Genomic DNA, 21,615 nt, shown 5'->3' on the forward strand with positions numbered 1-21,615 from the left:
TGGCTTCGCCTTGTTCCGGGCGCTCTCCCGCCCCGCTACGCCGCCGTCACCCGCACCGCCGAGAACTTGAACTCGGGGATCTTGCCGTAGGGGTCGATCGCCGGGTTGGTGAGGATATTGGCCGCCGCCTCCACATAGGCGAAGGGCAGGAAAACCATGTCCGGCGCCACCGCGCGGTCGGCGCGGGCCATCACCTCGATCTCGCCGCGTCTTGTCTGCAGCTTGACCATGCCGCCCGGCTCCACCCCCAGCTTGCGCAGGGTCGATGGATGCAGCGAACAGTTCGCCCCCGGCTCCACCGCATCCAGCACCTTCGAGCGCCGGGTCATCGAGCCGGTGTGCCAATGCTCCAGCTGCCGCCCGGTGGTCAGGATCATCGGGTAGTCGGCATCGGGCGTCTCGTCCGGCGGGATCACCGAGGCGGGGGTGAACCGCGCCCGGCCCCCCTCGCGGGGGAAGCCATCGGCAAAGACGATGGGCTGGCCGGGATCCTCAGGCGAGAGCGAGGGGTAGGTGACGGCGTTCTCGCGCTCCAGCCGGTCCCAGTTGATGTTGTCGAGCGAGGGCATGCCCAGCTTCATCTCGGCAAAGACCTCGCGCGGATGGGTGTAAGTCCAGCCCAGCCCCAGCCGTTGCGCCAGCTCGGTGGTGATCGCCCAATCCTCGCGCGCCTCGCCCGGCGGCGTTGCGGCGGCGCGGCCCATCTGCACCTGCCGGTTGGTGTTGGTGACGGTGCCGGTCTTTTCGTAGAAGGCAGCGGCGGGCAGGATCACATCGGCATAATTCGCGGTCTCGGTGAGGAAGATGTCCTGCACCACCAGATGCTCGAGCTTGGCGAGCGCCGCGCGGGCGTGCACCACATCCGGGTCCGACATCGCCGGGTTCTCGCCAAGGATATACATGCCCCGAATGTCGCCCGCATGCACCGCGTCCATGATCTCGGTGACCGTCAGGCCCTTCTGGGCGCTGAAATCGTCAGAGCCCCAGATCTCGGTGAAGGCCGAGCGCACGCCGTCGTCGGTCACGTCCTGATAATCGGGCAGGAACATCGGGATCAGCCCCGCGTCCGAGGCGCCCTGCACGTTGTTCTGGCCGCGCAGCGGGTGCAGGCCCGCGCCGGGCTTGCCGACGTTGCCGGTCATCAGCGCAAGGCTGATCAGGCAGCGCGAATTGTCGGTGCCATGGATGTGCTGGCTGACCCCCATGCCCCAGAAAATAAGCCCCGCCTTGCCTTTCGCAAAGGTCCGCGCCACGTCGCGCACCATGGCGGCGTCGATGCCGGTCAGATCCTCCAGCGTTTCGGGCGCAAAGCCCGCGAGGTGCTGCTTCTCGGCTTCCCAGTTCTCGGTGAAACGGTCGATATAGGCCTGATCGTAAAGCCCTTCCTCGACGATCACCGACATGATCGAATTGAGCAGCGGCACGTCGGCACCGGGGCGGAACTGCACCATATGGCTGGCAAAACGCTTCAGCGCATGGCCGCGCGGGTCCATGACGATGAGCTTGCCACCGCGCTGCGCGAACTGTTTGAAGAAGGTGGCGGCGACCGGGTGGTTCTCGATCGGGTTGGCGCCGATGACGATGGCGACATCGGCGTTTTCGATCTCGTTGAAGGTGGCCGAGACCGCGCCGGAGCCGACGTTCTCCATCAGCGCCGAGACCGAGGAGGCGTGGCACAGCCGCGTGCAGTGGTCGACGTTGTTGTGGCCGAACCCCTGACGGATCAGCTTTTGAAAGAGGTAGGCCTCTTCGTTGGTGCATTTGGCCGAGCCGAAACCCGCCACCGTCTCGCCGCCCGCATCGCGCAGCTTGGCCAGACCGCTGGCGGCGGCCTCCATTGCTTCATCCCAAGACGCCTCGCGGAAATGGCTGAAGGGATTGGCGGGATCGACGTTCAGCCCCTTCGGAGCGCCCTCAAGACGGATCAGCGGCTTGGTCAGCCGGTGCGGGTGGTGGATATAGTCGAAGCCAAAGCGCCCCTTGACGCAAAGCCGCCCCTCATTGGCGGGGCCGTTAATGCCCTCGACGTATTTGACCTTGCCGTCTTTCAGCTTCAGCGAGACCTGACAGCCGACGCCGCAGAACGGGCAGACCGATTGCACCGCCTCGTCGAAATCGCGGCTGTCACCGCGCTGCGCCTCATCCACCACGGTGGCGGGCATCAGCGCGCCGGTGGGGCAGGCCTGCACGCATTCGCCGCAGGCCACGCAAGAGCTTTCGCCCATGGGATCGTCCATGTCGAAGACCGGGAAGGCGTCATGCCCGCGATCCGCCATGCCGATCACGTCGTTCACCTGCACCTCGCGGCAGGCCCGCACACAAAGGTTGCACTGGATGCAGGCGTCGAGGTTGACCTTCATCGCCACATGGCTGTCGTCGAGCAGCGGGATGCGCGCCTCTTCCAGGTTCGGAAAGCGGCTCTCGCTGACGCCGGTCATCTCGGCCATGTCCCACAGGTGCGAGCTGCGGTCATGCGCCTCGGCGCGCGCGGGCTGGTCGGCGAGCAGAAGCTCCATGACCATCTCGCGCGATTTCTTGGCGCGGGCGCTGTCGGTGGTCACCTTCATGCCCTCGGCAGGGGCGCGGCAGCAGGAGGCGGCCAGCGTGCGCTCGCCGTCGATCTCGACCATGCAGGCGCGGCAGTTGCCGTCAGGCCGGTAGCCCGGCGCATCCTTGTGGCACAGATGCGGGATTGTGGTGCCAAGCCGTTTGGCGACCTGCCAGATGGTCTCACCGGTAAAGGCGCTGACCTCCTGCTCGTCGAGGATGAAGGAGGTCTGGGGAATGTTCGATCCGTCGGCCATGGCTCATGCCTCCCGATCGCTGTGCTGCGGTTCGGACGCGGCCGCGGCGGACTGAGCGCCACGGCCGCGCTGCTGCGCGTCCCGGAGAGGGCGGGGGGAGGGAACGCGCATCATTTCACCTCCTCGGGGAAGTGCTTCATCACCAGCCGGATTGGGTTCGGAGCGGCCTGACCGAGGCCGCAGATCGAGGCGTCGGTCATCACTTGGCACAGGTCCTCGAGCAGATCTCCATCCCATGTCTCCGCCTGCATCAGCTTCACCGCCTTCTCGCAGCCGACGCGGCAGGGGGTGCATTGCCCGCAGCTTTCCTTTTCAAAGAACTTCAGCATGTTGAGCGCCGCGCCGCGGGCGCTGTCCTTGTCCGACAGCACCACAACGGCCGCCGATCCGATGAAGGTGCCATGCGGCTGCAGCGTGTCGAAATCCAGCGGCACATCGCCCAGCGTGGCGGGCAGCAGCCCCGAAGACGGCCCGCCCGGCTGATAGGCCTTGAACACATGGCCCTCGGCCATGCCCCCGGCGGCGCGGATCAGATCGTTGATCGTACTGCCCGCGGGCAGCACATAGACGCCGGGATTGGCCACACGCCCCGAGAGCGAATAGCTGCGCAGCCCCTTGCGGTCGTTGCGCGCGACCTCGGATTTGATCTCATGGCCTTCGCGGGTGATGCGGGCGATCCAATGCAGCGTCTCGACGTTATGCACCAGCGTCGGGCGGTCAAAGATGCCCACCTGCGCCACATAGGGTGGGCGCAGCCGCGGCATCCCGCGCTTGCCCTCGATCGACTCGATCATCGCCGACTCTTCGCCGCAGATATAGGCACCCGCGCCGCGGCGCAGGTCGATATAGCCCGGCGCCACCAGCCCCGCCGCCTCGAGCGCCGCGATCTCCTTGTGCAGGATGTGCAGGATCGCCGGGTATTCGTCGCGCATGTAGATAAAGCACTTCTCGGCCTCCACCGCCCATGCGGCGATCAGCATGCCCTCGAGCATCAGATGCGGTTCGCGCTCGAGATAGAAGCGGTCCTTGAAGGTGCCGGGCTCGCCCTCGTCGCCGTTCACCGCCAGATAGCGCGGGCCGGGATTGGCGCGCACGAATTCCCACTTTTTGCCCGAGGGAAAGCCCGCGCCGCCCATGCCGCGCAGCCCGGCGGCAAAGATCGCCTCCTGCACCTGCTGCCAGTCGCCGCCGTCCCGCAGCGCCAGCAGCTCTTCATAGCCGCCCGCAGCGCGATAGGCGTCAAAGCCCTGATAATTGGGGATCACCGGCTCGAAATCGCCCTTGTCGAGCGCCGCCTTTATCTTTTCGGGGGTGGCGTGATCCACGTGCAGATGGCCGATCTCGACCGTCGGCCCGGTGTCGCAGCGGCCCATGCAGGGCGCGCGCAGCACCCGCACCTTGGCCGGATCATGCCCGGCGGCCAGCGCGTCGAACAGCGCCTCAGAGCCCGCCATCTCGCACGACAGCGAGTCGCAGACGCGGATGGTCAGATCGGGGGGCGGGGTCTCGCCTTCTTTCACCGGGTCGAAATGGGCGTAGAAGGTCGCCACTTCCCAGACCTCGGCCATCGACAGGCGCATCTCTTCGGCCAGCGCGCGCAGATGCGCGGCCGAAAGATGCCCATAGCGGTCCTGAATGAGATGCAGAAACTCGATCAGCAGATCACGCCGCCGCGGCTGGTCGCCGAGCAAGGCGCGGACCTCGTCCCATGCCTGATCCTCCAGCTGCCGCCCCTTGGGCGTGGCGCGGCCCTTGCCGCCCTTGCGTCCGGATTTCCAGATTCCCTGCTGCTCGTCGAGCGCCATCGAGTGCCTCCCTTTCACGTCGGTGGGTTGATCGGTTGTGCGGCATCGGATCATTTCAGGTCAATATCGCTATCCCGTCAGTTGATAGAGAAATCCTATCAAGCGAAGAACGCGAAGGATGGACAGCGGCGCAGCTCTTGCCTAAGCAAAGCAGATGACCAGCGATCAGATTTGGACACAGGAACTCGACGCCCGCGGGCTGCTTTGCCCGCTCCCCGTGCTGAAGGCGCGCAAGCGGCTGCAGTCGATGGGCACGGGCGACGTGCTGCGCATCATCGCCACCGACCCCGCCGCCGTGATCGACGTGCCGCATTTCTGCAATGAGGCCGGGCACGACCTGATCGGCACAGCCGAAGAGGCCGAAGCGCAGGTCTATCTGGTTCGGAAGGGGGCGGGCGTCTAAGCGCTCACCAGAGGTCCCAGCGCCCAAGGAAGAGCACACAGGCGGAAAGCACGGCGTTCGCCACGGCATGGGCAAGGATCGCATCAGCCAATCTTCCGCGCAGCATCGTTGCCGCCGTAAAAGCGAGGCCAGCGATAATGCCAGCGAGCCATGCCTCATGCATCAGCCCGAACGCGATGGCGCTGCCCAATGCTGCGATTGGTGTCACCTTGTTCTGAGGGATCTTCCAGAATGTGCCCGACACGAGCACCCGCTGGAGGTAGCCGCGGAAGGCAAGCTCCTCAATCACCGGCACAACGAGAGTCGTGCCAATCAGGCGCGCCGCGATCCAAAAGATCAGGGCCGGAGACGCCATCTGCCGAAGCGTCTCCGGCATGGCACGCTCCTCAGGCGTGGTGTGCGGGACTAGCATGAGCCAGACCAGAGCAACCGCAAGCCCGATCAGTGTGCTGCCAGCGAGGCCTATTCGCGCATTGGCATCTGTCAGATGTGGCCTGACAATATCTGAGATGTAGCGCCTGAAGTGCCAGAGGAGTGCGAGGCAGGCACCGACCCTAAGCGGATAAAATGGATCGGCGGCACCCATGCTGAAGGCTGCGGTCACCAAGCCCATCGCGAGCCAGGCAAGGAAGGGCAGCAAATGGGCGGCGGTGATGTCGCCACGCAGCGAGTGAGCCGCCTCACCCGAGCCTGCCTTCTGCGCATACTCGCGTTTCAGCAAGGTGATGCGCTGCGACGCCAGCATCACCAAAATGCTCACACCACTGAAGAAAATCCAGCCTGCCATCGAATGGAACGATCCCTTGGCGAGTTCGGGGCTGACACGGTCACCAATGTAGAGCAAGGCCGCGATGCGCAGACTGTTCATCAAAAAAGAGATCGCCGCACCCGCAGGTAACAGCAGCAGAGCGTGTGGAAAGCGCAATTCTGAGCGGAATGCGAAGAGATAGCAGCCAAGTACCGCTGTTACGAGCGCCATGCCCTCGATGCCAGAGCAGGACCGGTCGACAAAAACCGCGAAGGTCCCGAATTGGATCAACGCCTGTTCGGGGAAGGTGACCACAGTGCCACAGCAAGCGTCGAGGAGCGCGGCAGACATATGAAGCGTCGGGATTGCCAGCAGTGGCCAATGGGGCAGTAGCAGCGCTGCGCCGAGGCCACCAAGCGCTCCGATCAGGGCTGCGGTGGCAAAGAGCGGCGCGTATATGCGCAACGTCGGGAAGAAATGCGGCCCGATTATCGCGCGGATCAAGCTGCCTGCGGAAAAAAGGCCGCTCAGGAGCCAAACGATAAGGAGCAGAGGTCCCGCGGAACGTGCCAGCGTGTCTCCGGCAAGGATACGAAGAAGGATCACGAAGAATATGCAGATCGTCAGGACGTGGACAGCCAGCCATAGCGGCGTTCGGTTATCCCGCGCAGAAAAGGCCGTGGTGTCGATCTGATACGCGGCCATGTCGTGGCGACGCACAACCAAAGCGGCGATCATCGCGGCCACTGCGCCTCCGGCGAGCGCCGAGCCGTTGCTGAGCGTGCTGCGCCAGATCCAGGGCAGGCGCTGCAGAGCATCGCCGTCGTAAAGGTTTGCAAGCCACAGGAACATGACGACATATTCCAGCGCGATCACAATCAGAACGGCACCGGCCCAATAAAGGGGCCGGTGTGTGGAGCGCAATAAGCGCCCTTGAGAGGCTGCCTGAAGTCTCAGACTTCGCGCCGACGGTAGGACGTCATGAGCACCAGCGCGCCAAAAACGAGGGCGAGGGCCGCAGCAGCGCCTTGTCCACCGATCTCGGGGACGCTAACCGAAGATTGGCAAAATACAGCTTGCCCCGGGTTGCATGCAGAGGGACTTGCATTGGCCGAGCCCTGTCCGTTGTAGCCTTGTGCGAGAACAGGGCCGCAAAGGGAGAATGTCACGGCGCACGCAAAGGCGGTTTGGGTAAGTAGTCTCTTCGCTGTCATTATGAAGCCTCAGTTGAAAGGGTTTCGTCAAATAGTGGCCTTACAAGTGCCTCAAATTAGCGTCTTTACAATGAAATTTGGAAAGAAACGTCGAGGCCCACAACTTGGAAGAGATATGGCCGCCCTCCACATGCCTTAATCTAGATTTGCGTACATTAAATTTGCGTTAACAATATTGGCCGGCGCGAATGCCGATTTTAGAGGCGCATTTTCTGGGAATCGTGCCCTCGTCAGAGCAGGCCAATTCGCGCTGATGGCTGAGCTCAGACCAGCCCGAAAGACGCATAGGGGATGTAGCGCACCGGGGTGCCCGGCTCTACGTCCATGGCGGCATCCGGCAATTCCACCAGCCCATCGGCCCAGGACAACCCGCTGATCCGGCCCGACCCTTCAGAGGCAAAGACCTCGGCGTGGCCCGCATCGGTGAGCCGCGCGCGCAGATACTCGCGGCGGCCCTGTTTCTTGCGCTTGGAGAAGGCAGCGGGAACGGTGAAGCCGCGCGGCTCGTTCCAGCCCGCGCCGGACATCAACGACAGGGCGGGACGCGCAAAGACCAGCGCGCAGACCAGCGCCGCGACCGGGTTGCCGGGCAGGCCAAACACCGGAACGCCCTCCCACATCGCCAGCGCCAGCGGACGTCCGGGTTTCAGCGCGATGCGCCACGCCGACAGCGACCCGCGCGCGCGCAGCAGGGCCGAGACGTGATCTTCATCCCCCGCAGAGGCGCCGCCGGAGGTCAGGATCACATCCGCCTCGCGCGCGCCCTCGTTCAGCCGCGCCTCAATGAGGCCCGCGTCGTCTTTGATGTGCCCCAGATCCACCGGCTCAAACCTCCAGCCCTGCGCCAGCGACAGCAGCATCGGGCGGTTGGCATCCCAGATCTGATGCGGCTCTGCGGGCAGGGACGGTGCGGGGATGATTTCATCGCCGGTCGACAGCACGCCAACGCGCAGCGGGCGGTGCACCGGCAGCTCGGCGATCCCCAAGGCCGAGGCAAGCGCAAGCTCGGGCGCGCGCAGGCGGCGGCCCTTTTGCAGCGCGGCGGCCCCGGCGGCCACGTCCTCGCCCGCCTTGCGGGTGTTGGCGCGGGGCTTGATGGGGCCGTCGAAGACAACGGTGGTGGCGTCGCTGTTGGTGTCTTCTTCCAGCACCACCGTATCCACCCCCTCGGGCAGGATCGCCCCGGTGAGGATGCGCACCGCGTGGCCCGGCGGCACCGCATGCGGGTAGGGCTGCCCGGCGGCGGCACGGCCCGCGACCAGCGGCAGGCGCTGCACGCCGCTGCCGGTGGCGCCATGGGCAAAGCCGTAGCCATCGACCGCCGAATTGGGCATCGGCGGGTTCGAGCGTTTCGCAGCCACATCCGCCGCCAGCACGCGCCCCGCAGCTTCTAAGGTGGGAACGGTCTCGGTTCCGGTGACCGGGCGCAGCGCCGCGCGCAGCTTGCTCAGCGCCTCGTCCACCGGCATCCACGACACGCCCTGCGGCATGGCAAAACAGTCGTTGCGCAGGCGCGGCGGCTGCAGGTCATCGTTGGCGCGAGGGGTCTCAGCAGGCATGGCAGGCTCGGGAAGCTGTGGAAAGGCGGACTGCGCGGCGTCGGAAAGACTGCTCTCATGCCCGAGGCCGAGGATCCAGCCCTCTTCCGGATCGCCCGCGCGGGTGAGGGTGTCGAGCAGCGCCGGATCGAGCGCGCGCAGCGCCCCGGCCAGCACCCGCACCTGCGCGCGGTCCTTGATCTCATCGGGCTCGGCCAGCGCCGCCACCGTGCCTTTGATCAGCGAGGGGAAAAGTTCGACCAGCACGAGGGGCGCGTCCTGCTGCTCGAAGGGGCGCACGGCGATGTCCTTGCCGAACCGCTCGCGCAGCGCCTGCAGCCGCGCGATACCCAAAAGCCCCTGCGAGCCGACGGATCCGGCCCCGGCGAGTTTCCACACCGGCTGCGCGCCGGGGGTCTCGTCGCAGGTGCGGCTCTCGGCGAAGGGATTGGCATAGCCCTGCTTGGTTCGCGGCAGGTGTTGGATGTCGCGCGCCATGCCATTGCCCCAGAACGGACCGCTTCCGGGGAAGAGACGGTTGATCTCTGCGGCCACCTCTAGGCGGTTGTTGGCATTGTCGGGCGCGTCTTCGATCCGCTCTGCCAGCGCCTCCCAGATCGCGAAAGGGTCCGAGCGCCCGGTTAACGCCTCGGCAAAACCCTTGGGGTAGGCGAAAGGGAAATCGAATCCCGCCAGCACCCGCCGCCCGGCGGCGCGCTCCGCCTCGAACAGCTGCACAAGCGTCTCGGTCGCCGCCTCGCGGGTGCGGTGATAGCTGGCCGCCACGCCCTGCTCGCGGGCGATGCCGATCCAGATGGCATCCTTGCTCTCGCCCACGGGCGAGGGTTTCGACGCCCCGGACCAGTCCACGACGACGAAGGTGTCAAATCTCACAGCCCGACCTCGCGCGCGATGAAATCGGCGATGGCGGCGGTGTCGTTCAGATCGAAGCGGGGCAGGACGGTGTCCACCGCGCTGTCGGCGGCGACGGCCCGGATGCTGGGGTTCGCGGGCGAAAGCAGCGCTTTGCCGGTCTCGGCGCGATGCGCCTCGATCTTCGGGTGCGGTGCGGATTTATAGCCCTCGACCAGCACCAGATCGACGGGCGAGAGCTTGGTCAACAGCTCAGACAGCGGCGGCTCGGGGGCATCGCGCAGCTCATGCATCAGCGCCCAGCGGTGCGGCGAGGCAAGCAGCACCTCATGCGCCCCGGCCTGACGGTGGCGATAGCTGTCGCGGCCGGGCTGGTCGACATCGGTGCTGTGATGCGCGTGCTTGAGCGTCGAGACCGAGAGGCCGCGGGCGCAGAACTCGGCGACCAGACGCTCCATCAGCCCGGTCTTGCCACAGTTCTTGCTGCCGGTGACGCCGTAGATCCTCATGAGGCGAGCGCCTCGGCCCGCGCCAGATCCTCGGGCGTGTTGACGTTGAAGAAGGGATCGAAGGGCTCGGCGGGGAACAGCGCCTCACCCGCGCCGTGCTGGTCGGTCCAGAGCACCACCTTGCGCAAGCCCTCCTCCAGCGCTCCACGCAGATGGTTTCGCAACGAAACCGGCCAGAGGCCGAAGGTCGGGTGCCGGTTGATCTTCTTGCCACCGCCGGATTTCAGCGCTTCGTCGCCAGAGCGCGGCGTGCAGGCGAGCGCCAGCAGATGCGGGCAATCTTCGGCGGCCAGCAGCAGGCGCGGCACCAGATCGCAGGGGAAGAACGGCGTGTCGGCGGCCACGGTGACGATGCTGTCAGCCCCCTGTTCGGCGGCCCAGTCGAGCCCGGCGAGCACCCCCGCGAGCGGGCCGGGGAAGCCGGGGATCGTGTCGGGCAGTACCGGCAGGCCGTAGCGGGCAAAGCGCGCGGCGTCGCCGTTGGCGTTGAGCGCCAGCCCCCCAACCTGCGGCTCGATCCGGTCGATCACGCGCTGCAGAAGGGGCGCGCCGCCGATCTCCAGCAGCCCCTTGTCGCCGCCGCCCATGCGCGTGGCGAGGCCGCCTGCGAGGATCACCCCCAAGGGCTGTTGCAGGGGGCGGGTCATTCGGCGGCCTCATCTGCGGATTTGCGCCGCGACTTGCGGTCTTCCTCGGGCACCGAGGCCGGGTCGACGTCGCGCCGCAGCCGCTCCTCGCCCGAGAGGCAGACGAAGCGCTGCCCGCGCATCCGGCCAATCAGCGTCAGCCCCACCTGCCGGGCGATCTCGACGCCCCATGCGGTGAAGCCCGAGCGTGAGGCCAGCACCGGAATGCCCATCAGCGCGGTCTTTATGACCATTTCGGAAGTGAGCCGCCCGGTGGTGTAAAGGAGCTTGTCCTCGGCGCTCAGCCCATGGCGGAACATGAAGCCCGAGATCTTGTCGACAGCATTGTGTCGCCCGACATCTTCCATATAAACCAATGGCTTGTCCTGCTGACACAGCACGGTGCCATGGATCGCGCCCGCCTCGAGATAAAGCGAGGGGGTGGTGTTGATCTCTTTCGCCAAAGCATAGAGCCACGAGGTGCGCACCTCGGCTTGCGGCAGGGTGAGACCCTCGAGCCCCTCCATCATATCGCCGAAGACCGTGCCGACGGCGCAGCCGGAGGTGCGGGTCTTTTTCTGCACTTTCTCCTCATAGGAGGTCTCGCGCTCGGTGCGTACGACGACGGTCTCGATCTCGTCGTCGTAATCAACGCCGGTCACCACGTCATCGGCGCGCAGCATCCCCTGATTGCGCAGGAATCCCAGCGCAAGATACTCGGGGTAGTCGCCGATGGTCATCGCGGTGACGATTTCCTGACGGTTGAGATAGATGGTGAGCGGGCGCTCCTCGACCACCGAGATCTCTGTCTCGGCACCGGTGTGATCGGTGCCAGAGATGCGCCGCGTGAGGCGCGCGTCTGCGGGGTTCGGGAGCAGGGGAATTTCGGGCATGCGGATGATCTTGCGCCTCCTCTGGCCTGCGCGTTGGGCATCTTGTAACCTGCGCCGGGGAGTTTCAAGGGGACGGACATGCTAGGGTACGTAACGGGTCTGGGTCGCGGCGAGGTGGACCGGCTGATGCGCGAGGTCGCCGACCGGCTGCGCGCCGAGGGCTGGCCTCTGGCTGGCGCGGTGCAGCACAATATCGAGACCGGCCCGACCAGCAAATGCCACATGGATCTGCAGGTGCTGAGCGGCGCGGACGTGGTGCGGATCAGTCAGGATCTGGGCGCGCTGTCGCGCGGTTGCCGTCTCGATCCGCAGGGGCTGGAGCGGGTTGTCGGGCTGGTGAGCGCCGGGCTCTCGAAGGGGGCGGCGCTGCTTCTGGTCAATAAGTTCGGCAAGCAGGAAGTGGACGGTCGCGGCTTTCGTCCGGTGATCGGCGAGGCGCTGTCGTCGGGCGTGCCGGTGCTGGTGGCGGTGAACGAGGGCAACCTCGAAGCCTTCCTGACCTTCGCCGAGGATCTTGCCGAGGCTCTGCCCCCCGATGTGGACGCGCTCACCGACTGGTGCCGGGCGCGCATGCGCGAGGCGGCGGAGGTCTAAACGCGCAGGGCTTAGAGGCGTACTTCTTAAAGGCGTACAGTTGCGCAGCGGTTGCCGTGCTCGGAGACGATTTTGGCACCGGCCCCAAGGGCGATCTGCAGCATCGCGCGGTTGTCATGGCTGAAGGTGGCCTCGACGGTCTCGACCCCCATCTCGCGGGCATGATCCAGCGCGGCGGCAAAGAGGCGCCGCCCGTAGCCGCGACCCTGATAGGCGTCCTCGACCGACAGCGCGATTTCGGCGTGTGCATCCCCGGCGCGGTAAAGCTCCATGACCGCGCGGGTCTCGCCATCCGCCTCCAGCCCGAGCAGCAGATCGGGTCGGCTGGTCTCGGCGCGGCGTTGCAGCCAGTCGGGTCCGGCAGGGCATTGAAAGCGGCTGCGGCGGGCGGCGGCACTGAGCCGCTGCCAATGGCGCATCAAGAGAACCGTCGCGCGCCGCAGCGAGCCTTCGGTCGGGACGGAATGAAGATGTGCTTCGGCCTGTGCCATCAGGGAACTCCGGGCAGGGTCATCGTCGCTTGGGTCCGAGATAGGGGCAGGGTGGGGGCGCAACCACCGCCAATTGCGACACTCCGCCATGCGGCCTAGGCATGCCACGCGGCGCTTGATTAATCCGATTAAAACTGTCAGAAATGAAAAGAGGCCAGCTTCGACGCCAGCTCAGGCACCCTAATGGGTCGCGCCGCGACCCCCCGGACAGTCGGAGGCACTATGGCTGATCATCACGCGACACCCCAAGGACCGGGACACACCCGTTGCGGCGGCTCGGCGGGCATTTCGGACCTGACTGGACTCGGGCGGCACGATCTGACGGTATTGATGATCGCGCGCTATTTCTTCCAGTCCTTCGCGCATCCGCAATCCGAGGGCTGGCTGCGCGCCATGTCGGGGGCCGAGCAGGTGCTGGGCCCAAAAGAGGCGCCCGAGGTGGTTTTTGCCGTGCTGCGCGCGGTGCAGGAGATGCGCCATGCGCGGCGCAACCCGTTCAACTTCTCCAACCCGGATTGCCCCGGCTGCGCCGCGCGGCTGTGCGGGCATGAGCGGCTGTTTCTCAACATTTTCCGGGCCATGCGGCGCGGGCGGCAGGGCGATGCCGAGGCCCATGCGCTGCTGCTCTGCGAGGGCAATGGGGTCCAGCGCCTGATCGCCGCGATGGGCGTTCTGGCCACGGCCATGCCGGGGGTGCCGCTGCGCCCGTCGGCCGAGCGTCAGCCGACACATTGAGGGCCGCGCCTGCGGGATGGGGCCTGAGTAACTAGGGCCTGAATAAAATGAGAGCCGCGCTGGGTGGGCAGCGCGGCTCTCTGCGGAAGACGGGAGATCAGCCGAACGTCAGCTGGACCTTCACCGCCTTGCCTCGGTCCATCGCCAGTTCCACCGCCGCCGGTGCCTCATCAACCGGCAGCGAATGGGTGACGATCGGACCCAAAGTCATGGAGCGCCCGTTGATCAGCTCCACCGCCTGCCCGAACTCGGCGTCGAAGCGATGCGTGCCGCACAGGTTGATCTCTTTCGAGACCAGCATGTTGAACGGCACCGGCGTGTCGCCCATCACGCCGACCTGCACGATGGTGCCAAGCGGGCGGGTGCAGGCGATGGCGGACCGGATCGCGGGGCCAGCGGCGGAGCATTCGAAGCAGAGGTCGAATTGGCCTTTCTCGGCCTCATACTCGGCAAGCTCGGCGCCATTGGTGGCGACGTTGATCGTGCGGGTTGCGCCGACCTGTTTGGCCACCGCCAGCGTGGCATCCTGAAGGTCGGTGACGACGATTTCCGCGGCGCCGTAATGCTTGGCGAGCGCCACGCAGAGCGCGCCGATGGGGCCTGCGCCGGTCACGAGCACGCGCTTGCCTTCGAGTGAGCCGGCCACCTGAACGGCGCGGGTCACGGCACGGCAGCAGACGGCGAGCGGCTCGGCCAGCGCGGCCTCAGCCATGGGAACGCCCTCGGCGATCTTGTAGCACTGGCCCGCCCCGATCGCGACGCGGTCGCGGAAGAAGCCCTGCTCGTGCGGCAGGAACATCGCCGAGCCCTTGAAGCGCATGTTCATGCAGTGCTGGTGATCGCCCTGCGCGCAGAACTTGCAGGTGCCGCAGGGGTGCGACGGGTTCACCGCCACAACGTCTCCGACCGACACCCCCTCGACCGCCTCGCCAAGCGCGACCACGGTGCCCGCGGCCTCGTGGCCGATGATGATCGGCTCGCGCACCCGGATCGTGCCGATGCCGCCGTCGGCGTAGTAGTGGATGTCCGAGCCGCAGATGCCCCCCGCGCCGATCGCGACCACCACCTCGCCCGCAGCGGGGCTCGGCTCTTGGGTGGTCTCGACGCGCAGGTCTTTTTGTCCGTGCAGCCGTGCGATGCGGTTGGTCATGGTGATGTCCTAGTTCGACAGGAAGGAAGGCAGCCAAGTGCTGAAGAACGGCACGTAAGACACGAGCAGCAGCACAAGGATGTTGGTGAGGATGAACGGCATGATCGCGCGGGTCACTTCCCAGAGCGAGATCCGCCCGATGCCCGCGCAGATGAAGAGGCAGACGCCCACCGGCGGGGTGGTCAGGCCGATCATCAAGTTGAGCACCGCAAAGACCGCGAAGTGCAGCGGATCGACGCCCACGCCGGTGGCCAGCGCCAGCAGCGGCCCAAAGAGGATGATCAGCGCGGCGATCGTCTCCATGAACATGCCGACGAAGAGCAGCACGAGGTTGATCAGCAGGATCACAAGGAACTTGTTGTCGGTGAGCGAGAGCACCGAGTCCGCGATCATCTGCGGGATGCGCTCCGAGACGAGGATCCAGCCAAAGACGTTGGCAAGCCCCACCAGCACGAGGATCGCGGCGGCAGAGACGGCGCTGTCGATCAGGATCTTCGGCACGTCGCGGACCTTCAGCCCGCGGTAGACGAAGGCACCGACAACGAAGGCGTAGATCGAGGCGACGATGGCGGTCTCGGTCGGGGTGGCGAAGCCGATCAGCAGGCCGCCGACGATAAAGCCGGTCATGGCCACGGCCCAGAAGGCCCCGAGGAAGGCTTTCCACAGCTCGCCGACGCCCTGCCATTCCTGACGCGGGAAATTGTTGCGCTTGGCGATGATCCACGCGGTGATCATCATCGCGACGCCCATCAGGATGCCCGGCAGGGCGCCCGCGATGAACATCTTGCCGACCGAGATGCCCGACAGCGTGCCGACGATGATCATCGGAACCGAGGGCGGGATGATCGGCCCGACGGTGGACGAGGCGGCGGTGATCGCGGCAGAGAAATCGGCGGGGTAGCCAGCCTTTTTCATGCCGGGGATCATCATGCCGCCGATCGAGGCGGCGTCAGCCGCGGCGGTACCCGAGATGCCGCCGAACAGCATCGAGGCGGCGACGTTGGTCAGGCCCAGACCGCCGCGCATCCAGCCCACCAGCGCCTGTGCCAGCCGCACGATACGCCCGGTGATACCGCCGGCGTTCATCAGGTTCCCGGCAAGGATGAAGCCCGGGATGCAGAGCAGCACGAAGCTGTCCATGCCCGCGTACATCTTTTGCGGGATCACCACGAGGGGCATGCCCTTGAACAGGATATAGGCCATCGACGAGACGCCGAGGGTGATTGCCACCGGCAGGCCGATGATCAGGCCGCCGAGGAAGCAGCCAAGCAGGATAGTCAGCTCCATTTCAGAGCTCCTCTTCGGATTTTTCGGGGAGCCCCTGCTCTTGGCGGGTCAGCATCCCGATGACGCGCAGCAGCGCGAACAGGCTCAGGGAGACCAGCGCAACAAGCACCGAGGCGTGGATGAAGTCCATACGGACGCCGAGCGACGGGGCGGTCTGCCGCACACCGATCGAGACATAGAGCCAAGTGGCTTTGATCAGCAGCACGCCGAAGCCTACGGTGATCACCGCCGCGATCAGGCGCAGCACCCAAGAGGCACGGTCCGGCAGCGCTTCGCAGACGATGTCGACATTGACCAGATCGCCCGATCTATAGGCCAGTCCGACCCCGAAAGCGGCAAGGTAAAGCAGGGCGAAACGGGTCAGCTCTTCGGTCCAGACGACCGCGTCGATCACCCCCGACCGGCCCAGAAGCTGGATCACGACGGCGACGATGATGGCAAGAAAGCTGAGCCCTGTCGCGATGCGGGCGATGGTGGTCAGGATCGAGACGACCTTCTGCATGGGATGGCTCGCTGTGGAATTGAAGAAATGGGGCCGGACCAAGTGAGGAGGAGGGTCCGGCCCCGGGAGCGTGGGCCCCGGAGGAGGGAGGAGGGGCCCACGATGCGTGGTGGATTACTCGGCGAAGAGCTTTTCCACCTCGGGCTTGATCTCGTCGGAGACCGAAGCGAGCACCGCGTCCTTGGCAGCAGCGGCGAAGGCTTCGTTGTCCACTTCGTTGAACTCCATGCCCAGTTCGGTCAGTTGATCGACCAGCTGCTCTTCGTCGGCGAGGAAGAGCTCACGCTCGTAGTCCTGCGCGCGCTTGGCGGCTTCCATGACGTTGGCCTGATCCTCTTCGGACATCTGGTTCCACGCCATTTCCGAGATCGTCAGGTAGATCCACGAACGCACGTGCTCGGTCAGGTTGACGTATTCCTGCACCTCGTTGAAGTTCGCCGATTTGATCAGCGCCAGCGGGTTTTCCTGCGCGTCGATGGTGCCGTTCTGCAGCGAGGTGAAGACCTCGGAGAAGGCCATCGGGGTCGGGCTTGCGCCAAGCGCTTTCCAGACGTTGAGGAACAGCGGCACGTTCGGCACGCGCATCTTCAGGCCGTTCAGATCCTCGGGCGAGGAGATCGGACGGTTCGAGGTCAGGTTGCGCGGACCACGGGCGAAGTAAGCGATCGGGCGGATGCCGACCTGCTCGATGATCTGCGCCTCGATGCGGTCACCCAGTTCGCCGCCAGCGGCTGCGTCCATGTCCTCGAGCGAGGTATAGGCGTAGGGCACGGCCAGCAGGGCCGCCATCGGCGCCCAGTTCTGCAGCGACTCGCCGGTGATGGTCATGTCGGCGGTGCCAAGCTGCATGCCGTTGATCACGTCCATCTCTTTGCCGAGCGTCTCGTTCGGGTAGACCTCGACCTCGATGCGGCCGTCGGTGAGGCTGGACAGCTCTTCGGCGAACTTCATCGAGGCTTTGTGCCAGATGTTGTCCTCATTGGCCGGGTGGCCGAGCTTCAGCGTCATGTCGGCGGCCATGGCCGAGGCGCTCAGCGCAACGGTGGCAATGCCGGTGAGCATGAGGGTCTTCAGGGTTTTTGCGACGGTCATGGTGTCCTCCCTTTCAAGGTCGCTTGGGGACGATGCCGCATACGCACTCACGCGGCATCGGGGTCGAAATAGTCGGGGAAGGCCTCGCGGATGGCCGGCAGGTCCGAAAGGATCATCTGCAGGTGTCCGCGCATGGCCGTCTCGGCGGCAATCGGGTCGCCCGCGTCGATGGCGTCGACCACCGCGGTATGCTGGGCGATAAGGTGTTTGAGCGGGAAATGCGCCGAGGTCATCTGGCGCACCCGGTCCATCTGGCTCTTCATGCCGTCGATGACGGCCCAGGCATTGGGGCGTCCGGCGCCCCGGGCAAGGGTCTGGTGAAACTCATCGTCGAGCGGGACGAAAGCGGTGGGGTGATCATCCGCCAGCGCGGCCTGCGCGGCGATCTGTGCGCGCAGTTCCTCCACCAGCCCCTCGGGCCGCTCGGAGGCGCAGAGCTTGACGATATCGGCCTCGACGGCCTCGCGGACGAACCGCGCGTCCATCACCGCACCGAGAGAGATTTTGCGCACGAAAGAGCCGCGTTGGGGCCGGATCTCAAGCAGGCCCTCTTCGGCCAGCTTGATGAAAGCCTCGCGCACGGGCTGGCGGGAGACGCCGAAGCGCGCGCCGATCTCGGCCTCTGAAAGGCGGGTGCCGGGTTCGAGCTGATTGCGTGTGATGCACTGGCGCAGGGCCCTGATCAGCTGCGGGCCGACAGGGGCCGACAGGTCGACCTGCTCGATGTGGATTGTTCCGATTCCCATGGCACTCCTCCTGAGCCGGGAAACTGCTCCATACTTCCATACTAGTCAACATCAGAATCCCTTGCTATGGATCCGGCCACCACCACCGGCGCCGCGGATCGGGCCGGAACAGTTGACGAAAGGGAGGGAAAGCGATGCGTCAGACCTGGCGTTGGTTCGGTCCGAAAGACCGCGTGAGCATCGACGACATGATGCAAGCAGGCGTTGAAGGCGTTGTTTCGGCGCTGCATCACGTGCCCACCGGCACCGTCTGGTCCCCCGAGGAAATCGCGCAGCGGCAGCAAGAGGTCGCCACCCGCAAGGACGGCCGCCCGTCGCCGCTGGTCTGGGATGTGGTCGAATCGCTGCCCGTCTCGGAAGACATCAAAAAGCAGAAGGGCAACTGGAAAACCCACATCGAGAACTGGAAAATCTCGATGCGGCACCTGCGTGACGCGGGTCTCGAGACCATCTGCTACAACTTCATGCCGGTGCTCGACTGGACCCGGACCGATCTGGCGTGGGAGCGCCCCAGCGGTGCGCGCTGCATGCGGTTCGACCTGATCGATTTCGCCGCCTTCGACATCCATATCCTTGAACGTGCCGGGGCCGCCGAGAGCTTCCCCGAAGCGGTGGTCGCCGAGGCCGCCGAGCGTTTCGCCAAGATGGACGACGCCTTCAAAGAGAAGCTGGCGGGCAACGTCGTTTTTGGTCTGCCGGGCGCGGCAGAGAAATTCACTCTCGAGGATGTGAAGCTGCACCTCGCGGAATACGACAGTATTTCCGAAGAAAAGCTGCAGCAGCACATGATCGACTTCCTGTCGGAAGTGACGCCGTTGGCCGAGGACCTCGGCATGCGCCTGTGCTGCCACCCCGACGATCCGCCCTTCCCGCTGCTTGGCCTGCCGCGCATCATGTCGACCGAGGCGCATTACCGCAAAATCCTCGATGCGGTGGACCTGCGCGCCAATGGTGTGACGCTCTGCACCGGCTCGCTTGGCGCGCGTCCCGACAACAACCCGGTCGAGATCTTCAAGGCGCTGGCGGATCGCGTGCACTTCCTGCACCTGCGCAACGTCAGCATCGAAGGCACCGAGGTGATGAACTCGCTCTATGAGGACGAGCACCTGTCCGGTCACACCGACATGGTTGCCATGGTCGCCGCCGTCGTCGCCGAAGAGACCCGCCGCAAGGCCGAGGGCCGCGCCGACTGGTCGATCCCCTTCCGCCCCGACCATGGGCAGGACATCCTCGACGACATCGGTCGCGAGGCGCAGCCGGGCTATCCGGCGATCGGGCGTCTCAAGGGGCTGGCGGAACTGCGCGGCATCTACCGCAGCTTCGAGCACAAGCTGGTCACGGGGGCGGCATGAGGCTGACCTCCCTGACCCAAGTGCCCGAGGCGCTGCGTCCGGGCTATGATCCGCAGGCGCATGGGGTGGGCATCGTCCACCTCGGCCTCGGTGCCTTTCACAAGGCGCATCAGGCGGCGCTGACCGATCTGGCGATGACCGCAGAGGGTGGCGACTGGCGCATCCTTGGCGTGTCGCTGCGCTCGCCCAAGGCGTCGGACGAGTTGCACCCGCAGAACGGGCTCTACACGCTGATCGTCAAAGGCGCCGAGGGCACCTCGGCGCAGGTCATCGGCTCTGTTGCCGACGCGATCTGCTCAGCGGGCATCCCCGAGCCCGCGCTTGCCGCCATGGCCGCTGAAGGCACCAAGATCGTGTCTCTGACGGTGACGGAAAAGGCCTATGGCCTCGACCGGGCTGCGCAGGGCTGTGACGTGGCGCATCCCGCCGTCGCCGCCGATCTGGCAAGCCCGCAAGCGCCGCAGGGCGTGCTCGGCCTGCTGACCGAGGCGCTGCGTCGCCGTCGCGATGCGGGCCTCGCGCCTTTCACCGTGCTTTGCTGCGATAACCTGCCCGAGAACGGCGTGCTGCTGCGCGGCGCGGTGGTGGATTTCGCCCGCCGCATCGACCCGGATCTGTCGGAATGGATCGCGCTCAACGTCACTTTCCCCTCGACCATGGTCGACCGGATCACCCCCGCCGCCACAGCCTCGACGCTGGCCGAGGCGGCCGAGCTCACCGGCTGCGAAGACCTTGCCGCGATCGAGACCGAGAGCTTCTGCCAGTGGGTCATCGAGGACAATTTCCCGCAGGGCCGTCCGGCTTGGGAAGCTGCAGGCGCGATCTTCACCGATGATGTCGCCGCTTTCGAGGCGATGAAGCTGCGGATGCTGAACGGCAGCCACTCGATGCTGGCCTACGCCGGATTCCACGCGGGCTGCACCTATGTGCGCGACGTGATGGCCAACCCGCCGCTCGCCAAGCTGGTGCGCCGCCATCTCGCCACTGCTGCCGCGACCTTGCCGCCGATCCCCGGCATCGACACGGGCGCCTATGCCGACGCGCTGGCGCGCCGCTTCGAGAACCCGGCCATCGCGCATGAGACCTTCCAGATCGCCATGGACGGGTCGGAGAAGATGCCGCAGCGCATCTTCTCGGCGGTGGCCGATGCGCGCGCCAAGGGCGTGGACTGCCGCGCCTTCACCTTCGCGACGGCGGCTTGGCTACGCCATGTGAGCGGTGCGACGCATGATTGCGACGCTTACGAGCTGCGCGATCCGCGGGCGTCGGAGTTGCAGGCCATGGCTGTCGGCAAGGACGCCGAAGAGATCATCGCGGCCCTGCGCGGCGCGGCTTTCGTGCCGCCCATCGTCTCGGCGGACGATGGCTATTGGGTCGAAGTCACCGGCCTGCTGGCCGAGATGCTGTTTGAGCCGATGCAGGATGTGATCGCCCGCGAAGCGGCGGTCTGAAAGTTTCTGCCGCGCGGCATCCCTTGGATTGGGGGCCGCGCGGTGGCCATTGGTATATAATCATCGCCCAAACTCCGCTCATTGGCGGTGTTTGCGCAAACGGTATGTCCAGAATTACTGTCCCGTTACGAATGACCCTGTATGATCGGCGTGGGAGGACACCATGCCATATACCGACATTGATCGCGGGTACCGGACCCATTTCACGCCGCGTCGCAAGAGCGCGGAGCAGGCCGAAATTTCCCGCCTTGAGAACGAGTTGCGTGCATTTGTTGCCATCGCTCTGCAGCACGGGCTGCGCGATTATTGCGAGATTCGCCATCCCGAGCTGACCCATGAACTGGACGCGGGCCTGCAGCGCGCGCGTCAACAGGCCGAATCAAAGTATGAGCGGGTGATGGCCCGCCTTGCCAAAGTGCCGGGGCTGATCGCGTGCGTCGGCGATACCGGCGAGCGGACCTATTACCGCAACAGCCACGAAAACGTCGCCTATATCGAGCATTCGCTGTGGAACAAACGGTTCATCCTCAGCGGCATCTGGGTGGCGCCAACCTATCGCGGTCAGGGCATCGCGCATCGCATCCTGCGTCAGCTGGTGGATGCGGCGGATGACGCCGAGCTGGGAATAGAGCTGCACCATGAGCCGTTTGGCGAAGAGGGGCTCGACAAGCCCGCGCTCGAAGCCTTCTACAACCGCCACGGCTTTCAGCATCACGAGCTGACACCGGGCGCGATGTTCCGCATTCCCCGAACTCCGCTTGATCACCACGACAGATCCTAGCTTCACTGAAGGTTGAGCCCG

At 65.6% G+C, this 21,615-nt stretch carries 19 protein-coding genes; 6 read left to right on the plus strand and 13 right to left on the minus strand.

Going from position 1 to position 21,615, the window contains the following annotated elements; all coding sequences use genetic code 11:
• Positions 1 to 35: 35 nt before the first annotated feature.
• Entirely contained in the window at positions 36 to 2,804 is a 2,769-nt protein-coding gene (gene fdhF, locus AYJ57_RS22885) for a formate dehydrogenase subunit alpha (RefSeq protein WP_066111419.1), read from the minus strand.
• Between the two features lie 110 nt (positions 2,805 to 2,914).
• The gene (locus tag AYJ57_RS22890; RefSeq protein WP_066111421.1) at positions 2,915 to 4,609 is read right to left on the minus strand and encodes an NAD(P)H-dependent oxidoreductase subunit E; all 1,695 of its coding nucleotides are present in this window, start codon (positions 4,607 to 4,609) and stop codon (positions 2,915 to 2,917) included.
• 154 nt (positions 4,610 to 4,763) lie between these two features.
• Between AYJ57_RS22890 and AYJ57_RS22895 the strand changes: the two genes are divergently transcribed.
• Complete coding sequence (locus AYJ57_RS22895) at positions 4,764 to 5,012, plus strand: sulfurtransferase TusA family protein (protein WP_066111423.1); 249 nt, start codon at positions 4,764 to 4,766, stop codon at positions 5,010 to 5,012.
• A gap of 4 nt (positions 5,013 to 5,016) precedes the next feature.
• Here AYJ57_RS22895 and xrtE read toward each other — a convergent pair whose 3' ends face one another.
• From xrtE to AYJ57_RS22920, 5 genes are all read right to left on the minus strand, one after another.
• Positions 5,017 to 6,684, minus strand: a complete 1,668-nt coding sequence (xrtE, locus tag AYJ57_RS22900) for an exosortase E/protease, VPEID-CTERM system (RefSeq protein ID WP_066111425.1) — start codon at positions 6,682 to 6,684, stop codon at positions 5,017 to 5,019.
• Between the two features lie 553 nt (positions 6,685 to 7,237).
• Positions 7,238 to 9,406: a molybdopterin-binding protein gene (locus tag AYJ57_RS22905; RefSeq protein ID WP_066111427.1), complete on the minus strand. Its 2,169-nt coding sequence runs from the start codon at positions 9,404 to 9,406 to the stop codon at positions 7,238 to 7,240.
• The gene (gene mobB, locus AYJ57_RS22910; protein WP_066111429.1) at positions 9,403 to 9,894 is read right to left on the minus strand and encodes a molybdopterin-guanine dinucleotide biosynthesis protein B; all 492 of its coding nucleotides are present in this window, start codon (positions 9,892 to 9,894) and stop codon (positions 9,403 to 9,405) included. The genes AYJ57_RS22905 and mobB overlap by 4 nt, the downstream gene beginning before the upstream one ends.
• Positions 9,891 to 10,541: a molybdenum cofactor guanylyltransferase MobA gene (gene mobA / locus AYJ57_RS22915; protein WP_066111431.1), complete on the minus strand. Its 651-nt coding sequence runs from the start codon at positions 10,539 to 10,541 to the stop codon at positions 9,891 to 9,893. The genes mobB and mobA overlap by 4 nt, the downstream gene beginning before the upstream one ends.
• On the minus strand, positions 10,538 to 11,413 hold the full coding sequence (locus tag AYJ57_RS22920) for a formate dehydrogenase accessory sulfurtransferase FdhD (RefSeq protein ID WP_066111433.1): 876 nt from the start codon (positions 11,411 to 11,413) through the stop codon (positions 10,538 to 10,540). The genes mobA and AYJ57_RS22920 overlap by 4 nt, the downstream gene beginning before the upstream one ends.
• A gap of 78 nt (positions 11,414 to 11,491) precedes the next feature.
• Between AYJ57_RS22920 and AYJ57_RS22925 the strand changes: the two genes are divergently transcribed.
• A complete protein-coding gene (locus AYJ57_RS22925) occupies positions 11,492 to 12,007 on the plus strand; it encodes a DUF2478 domain-containing protein (protein WP_066111434.1) in 516 nt (171 codons plus the stop codon).
• 26 nt (positions 12,008 to 12,033) lie between these two features.
• Here the strand turns inward: AYJ57_RS22925 and AYJ57_RS22930 are convergent, their stop codons facing one another.
• Positions 12,034 to 12,498 (minus strand): GNAT family N-acetyltransferase, encoded by a 465-nt coding sequence (locus AYJ57_RS22930; protein WP_066111436.1) that lies wholly within the window; start codon positions 12,496 to 12,498, stop codon positions 12,034 to 12,036.
• Between the two features lie 222 nt (positions 12,499 to 12,720).
• Here AYJ57_RS22930 and AYJ57_RS22935 point away from each other — a divergent pair, with 222 nt between their 5' ends.
• The gene (locus AYJ57_RS22935) at positions 12,721 to 13,233 is read left to right on the plus strand and encodes a hypothetical protein (protein WP_157374377.1); all 513 of its coding nucleotides are present in this window, start codon (positions 12,721 to 12,723) and stop codon (positions 13,231 to 13,233) included.
• 97 nt (positions 13,234 to 13,330) lie between these two features.
• On the opposite strand, the gene AYJ57_RS22940 is transcribed toward AYJ57_RS22935, so the two are convergent.
• The 5 genes from AYJ57_RS22940 to AYJ57_RS22960 form a co-directional block, all read right to left on the minus strand.
• Positions 13,331 to 14,383, minus strand: coding sequence for an L-idonate 5-dehydrogenase (locus AYJ57_RS22940; RefSeq protein WP_066111439.1), 1,053 nt, complete (start codon positions 14,381 to 14,383; stop codon positions 13,331 to 13,333).
• A gap of 9 nt (positions 14,384 to 14,392) precedes the next feature.
• Positions 14,393 to 15,670: a TRAP transporter large permease gene (locus AYJ57_RS22945; RefSeq protein WP_066111441.1), complete on the minus strand. Its 1,278-nt coding sequence runs from the start codon at positions 15,668 to 15,670 to the stop codon at positions 14,393 to 14,395.
• Between the two features lies 1 nt (position 15,671).
• Positions 15,672 to 16,172, minus strand: coding sequence for a TRAP transporter small permease (locus AYJ57_RS22950; RefSeq protein ID WP_066111442.1), 501 nt, complete (start codon positions 16,170 to 16,172; stop codon positions 15,672 to 15,674).
• Positions 16,173 to 16,286: 114 nt separating this feature from the next.
• Positions 16,287 to 17,264 (minus strand): TRAP transporter substrate-binding protein, encoded by a 978-nt coding sequence (locus AYJ57_RS22955; RefSeq protein ID WP_066111444.1) that lies wholly within the window; start codon positions 17,262 to 17,264, stop codon positions 16,287 to 16,289.
• A 47-nt stretch (positions 17,265 to 17,311) separates the two neighbouring features.
• Positions 17,312 to 18,010, minus strand: a complete 699-nt coding sequence (locus AYJ57_RS22960; protein WP_066111446.1) for a GntR family transcriptional regulator — start codon at positions 18,008 to 18,010, stop codon at positions 17,312 to 17,314.
• 134 nt (positions 18,011 to 18,144) lie between these two features.
• On the opposite strand from AYJ57_RS22960, the gene uxuA reads away from it, so the two are divergent.
• The 3 genes from uxuA to AYJ57_RS22975 all read left to right on the plus strand — a co-directional run bounded on the left by uxuA (position 18,145) and on the right by AYJ57_RS22975 (position 21,594).
• On the plus strand, positions 18,145 to 19,362 hold the full coding sequence (gene uxuA / locus AYJ57_RS22965) for a mannonate dehydratase (RefSeq protein WP_066111448.1): 1,218 nt from the start codon (positions 18,145 to 18,147) through the stop codon (positions 19,360 to 19,362).
• Positions 19,359 to 20,813 (plus strand): mannitol dehydrogenase family protein, encoded by a 1,455-nt coding sequence (locus tag AYJ57_RS22970; protein ID WP_066111450.1) that lies wholly within the window; start codon positions 19,359 to 19,361, stop codon positions 20,811 to 20,813. Before uxuA ends, AYJ57_RS22970 begins: the two co-directional genes overlap by 4 nt.
• A gap of 163 nt (positions 20,814 to 20,976) precedes the next feature.
• A complete protein-coding gene (locus AYJ57_RS22975) occupies positions 20,977 to 21,594 on the plus strand; it encodes a GNAT family N-acetyltransferase (protein WP_066111452.1) in 618 nt (205 codons plus the stop codon).
• Positions 21,595 to 21,615 lie beyond the last annotated feature (21 nt).

The sequence above is a fragment of the Salipiger sp. CCB-MM3 genome, assembly GCF_001687105.1.
In the GTDB taxonomy this organism is placed as follows: Bacteria; Pseudomonadota; Alphaproteobacteria; order Rhodobacterales; family Rhodobacteraceae; genus Salipiger.